The organism is Streptomyces graminilatus (genome assembly GCF_001418565.1).
GTDB lineage: Bacteria > Actinomycetota > Actinomycetes > Streptomycetales > Streptomycetaceae > Streptomyces > Streptomyces graminilatus.
This window is the reverse complement of record NZ_LIQQ01000537.1, coordinates 1-3,523: the sequence shown is the minus strand read 5'-3', so window position 1 is coordinate 3,523 and position 3,523 is coordinate 1. Positions and strand designations below refer to the sequence as shown.

General features: G+C 69.2%; 2 protein-coding genes. One reads left to right on the top strand and one right to left on the bottom strand.

Features of this window, described 5'->3' with window-relative positions; genetic code table 11:
* Positions 1–106: 106 nt before the first annotated feature.
* Entirely contained in the window at positions 107–2,431 is a 2,325-nt protein-coding gene (locus tag AOK08_RS35515) for a heterodisulfide reductase-related iron-sulfur binding cluster (RefSeq protein WP_055533679.1), read from the bottom strand.
* 269 nt (positions 2,432–2,700) lie between these two features.
* Here AOK08_RS35515 and AOK08_RS35510 point away from each other — a divergent pair.
* A partial coding sequence (locus tag AOK08_RS35510) for an MraY family glycosyltransferase (RefSeq protein WP_055533680.1) occupies positions 2,701–3,523 on the top strand: 823 nt, incomplete at its 3' end.

The following is a 3,523-nucleotide window of genomic DNA, read 5'->3' as shown; positions in this document are numbered from 1 at the left end:
GTCCCGTTCCCGTGCCCCTGCCCCAGCCCGCCTCCCCCATACTGCGACAGCCCCCCGCCCGTACGAGGGGCAGGGGGCTGTCGGTCGTGCGGGGGGAGCGGGACGGTCACTTCACCGGCTGCGGCTCCGGTGCGTTCTCCGACTCCGTCTCGCCCGCCGGGGGCTCGTCGTCGTCCGGGTCGTCCGAGGCGTCCGAGGCGTCCGGGACCGGGGTCTTCACGGACTCCAGGAGGAGCTGGGCTACGTCCACCACCGTGATGGACTCCTTCGCCTTGCCCTCGTTCTTCTTGCCGTTGACCGAGTCGGTCAGCATGACCAGGCAGAACGGGCAGGCCGTCGACACGATGTCCGGGTTCAGGGACAGGGCTTCGTCGACGCGCTCGTTGTTGATGCGCTTGCCGATGCGCTCCTCCATCCACATCCGCGCGCCACCCGCGCCGCAGCAGAAGCCGCGTTCCTTGTGGCGGTGCATCTCCTGCTGGCGCAGGCCCGGGACGGCCGACATGATCTCGCGCGGAGGCGTGTAGATCTTGTTGTGGCGGCCCAGGTAGCACGGGTCGTGGTAGGTGATCAGGCCGTCGACCGGGGTCACCGGGAGCAGCTTGCCCTCGTCGATGAGGTGCTGGAGCAGCTGGGTGTGGTGGATGGTGTCGTAGTCGCCGCCGAGCTGCGGGTACTCGTTGCCGATGGTGTTCAGGCAGTGCGGGCAGGTGGCGACGATCTTCTTGGCCGACCTGGGCTTCGCGGACTCCGGCACCACCTTGCCGTCGTCGTCCAGTTCCTCGCCGAACGCCATGTTCAGGGCCATGACGTTCTCCATGCCCAGTTCCTGGAACAGCGGCTCGTTGCCGAGTCGCCGCGCCGAGTCGCCGGTGCACTTCTCGTCGCCGCCCATGATCGCGAACTTGACGCCCGCGATGTGGAGGAGTTCCGCGAACGCCTTCGTGGTTTTCTTCGCGCGGTCCTCCAGGGCGCCCGCGCAGCCGACCCAGTACAGGTACTCGACCTCGGTCAGGTCCTCGATGTCCTGGCCGACGACCGGCACCTCGAAGTCCAGCTCCTTGAGCCACTCCAGGCGCTGCTTCTTCGCCAGGCCCCAGGGGTTGCCCTTCTTCTCCAGGTTCTTGAGCATCGTGCCCGCCTCGGACGGGAAGGCGCTCTCGATCATCACCTGGTAGCGGCGCATGTCGACGATGTGGTCGATGTGCTCGATGTCCACCGGGCACTGTTCGACGCACGCGCCGCAGGTCGTGCAGGACCACAGGACGTCCGGGTCGATGACGCCGTTCTCCTCGGCCGTCCCGATCAGCGGGCGTTCGGCCTCCGCGAGGGCGGCGGCCGGTACGTCTGCCAGCTGCTCCTCGCTCGCCCTCTCCTCGCCCTCGGCCGTCTTGCCGCCGCCCGCGAGCAGATACGGGGCCTTGGCGTGGGCGTGGTCGCGCAGCGACATGATCAGCAGTTTGGGGGAGAGCGGCTTGCCGGTGTTCCAGGCCGGGCACTGCGACTGGCAGCGACCGCACTCCGTGCAGGTCGAGAAGTCGAGCAGGCCCTTCCAGGAGAACTGCTCCACCTGGCTGACGCCGAAGACGTCGTCCTCGCCCGGGTCGGTGAAGTCGATCGGCTTGCCGCCGGACGTCATCGGCTGAAGGGCGCCCAGGGCGGTGCCGCCGGTCGCCTCGCGCTTGAACCAGATGTTCGGGAAGGCGAGGAAGCGGTGCCAGGCGACGCCCATGTTGGTGTTCAGCGAGACGACGATCATCCAGATGAACGAGGTGCTGATCTTCACCATCGCGGTGAGGTAGATCAGGTTCTGGAGCGTCGTCGTGCTCAGGCCCTTGAAGGCCAGGACGAGCGGGTACGAGGCGAAGTACGCGGCCTCGTAGTGCTCGACGTGGTGGATCGCGCCCTCCAGGCCGCGCAGCGTGTAGATCGCGAGGCCGATGGTGAGGATGACGTACTCGACGAAGTACGCCTGGCCCGCCTTGGAGCCCGCGAAGCGGGACTTGCGGCCGGGGCGCGAGGGCAGGCTGAGCAGGCGGACGACGATCAGCACCGCGATGCCGAGGATCGTCATCACGCCGATGAACTCGATGTACAGCTCGAACGGCAGGAAGCCGCCGATGACCGGCAGCGTCCAGTCGGCCGAGAAGAGCTGGCCGAAGGCCTGCGCGAGGGTCGGCGGCAGGGTCAGGAAGCCGACCGCCACGAACCAGTGCGCGAAGCCGACGATGCCCCACCGGTTCATCCGGGTGTGGCCGAGGAACTCCTTCACCAGCGTCACGCTGCGCTGGTACGGGTTGTCCGTCCGCGCGCCGGCCGGGACCGGCTGGCCGAGTTTGAAGTACCGGACGAACTGACCGATGGCGCGTGCGAGCAGCGCGACGCCGACCACGGTCAGGACCAGCGACACGATGATCGCGGCGAGTTGCATGTCGGGGCTCCTCAGGCCTGCGAGCGGTATTACCGAGCGGTGCTACGGGTATTACTAAGCGGTAACTTAGCCAGTCTGTCAAAGACTACCCATATCTTGACCCGCACTGTAGTCAGCGGCCGAGTGATCTGGATCGCTGAGGCTCGCCTGGGCCGGTGTCCGGCCCGCCGGTGGTCTGGTGGGCCCGCCGGTGGCCTGGCGATCAAAACCGATCGTCCCGGATCGTGTTATTCGTACATAATTGTTACATTTGCGCCTAACGTAAACCCGTGCTCTACGGGATCCTCGCCGCCATCGCCGCCCTTCTCCTCGCCGCCGTCCTGACCGCCCTCCTGCGGACCCTCGCCCTGCGCCTCGGCGTGCTCGACCGGCGCCGGGCGCGCCCTCTGCCACTGCTCGGCGGGCTCGCCGTCGTCCTCGCGACCGGGCTGGTCGCGTGGACGGGGGAGTGGACCGGGTACGCCCCCCTCGGGGACGGCGTCGGTGAGCTGCTCGCCGCCGGGGCGGGCGTCGGCACGCTCGGGCTGGTGGCCGACGTACGGCGGGTGAAGGCGCGGTTCCTTGTCGTCGGTACGGCCGTCGCCGCCGCGTTCGTGGTGCCTTACGGGGAACTGGGGTTCGGGGTCGGGCTGCTCGGCGTCCTCTGGATCGTGTTCGTCGCCCTCGCCTTCCGGGCCCTCGATCATGCCGACGGGCTGGTGGGGACGGTCGGGGTGCTGACCGCGTTCGGGGTCGCCGCCTGTGCCGCCGTCGAGGTGCTCGACGGGCTCGCCGTGCTGCTGAGCGTGCTGGCCGCCGCGCTCACCGGGTTCCTCATGCACAACTGGCATCCCGCGCGGATCGCCCTCGGCGCGTGCGGGTCCCTGTTCACCGGGTTCGTGCTGGCGTCGGCGGCGGTGGTGGTGCGCACCGGGCACGAGCTGGCGCCGAGCGCGGGGGTGCTGTTCGCGCTCACCGCCGTGGCCGGCGCGGACGTGGTGCTCGTGGTCGTGTCGCGGAAGCTGGCCGGGCGGCCCCTGTCGCGCGGCGGTCCCGACCATCTCGCGCACCGGCTGCGGCGGCTGGGGCTCACCGCGCGCGGGGCGGCCGTTC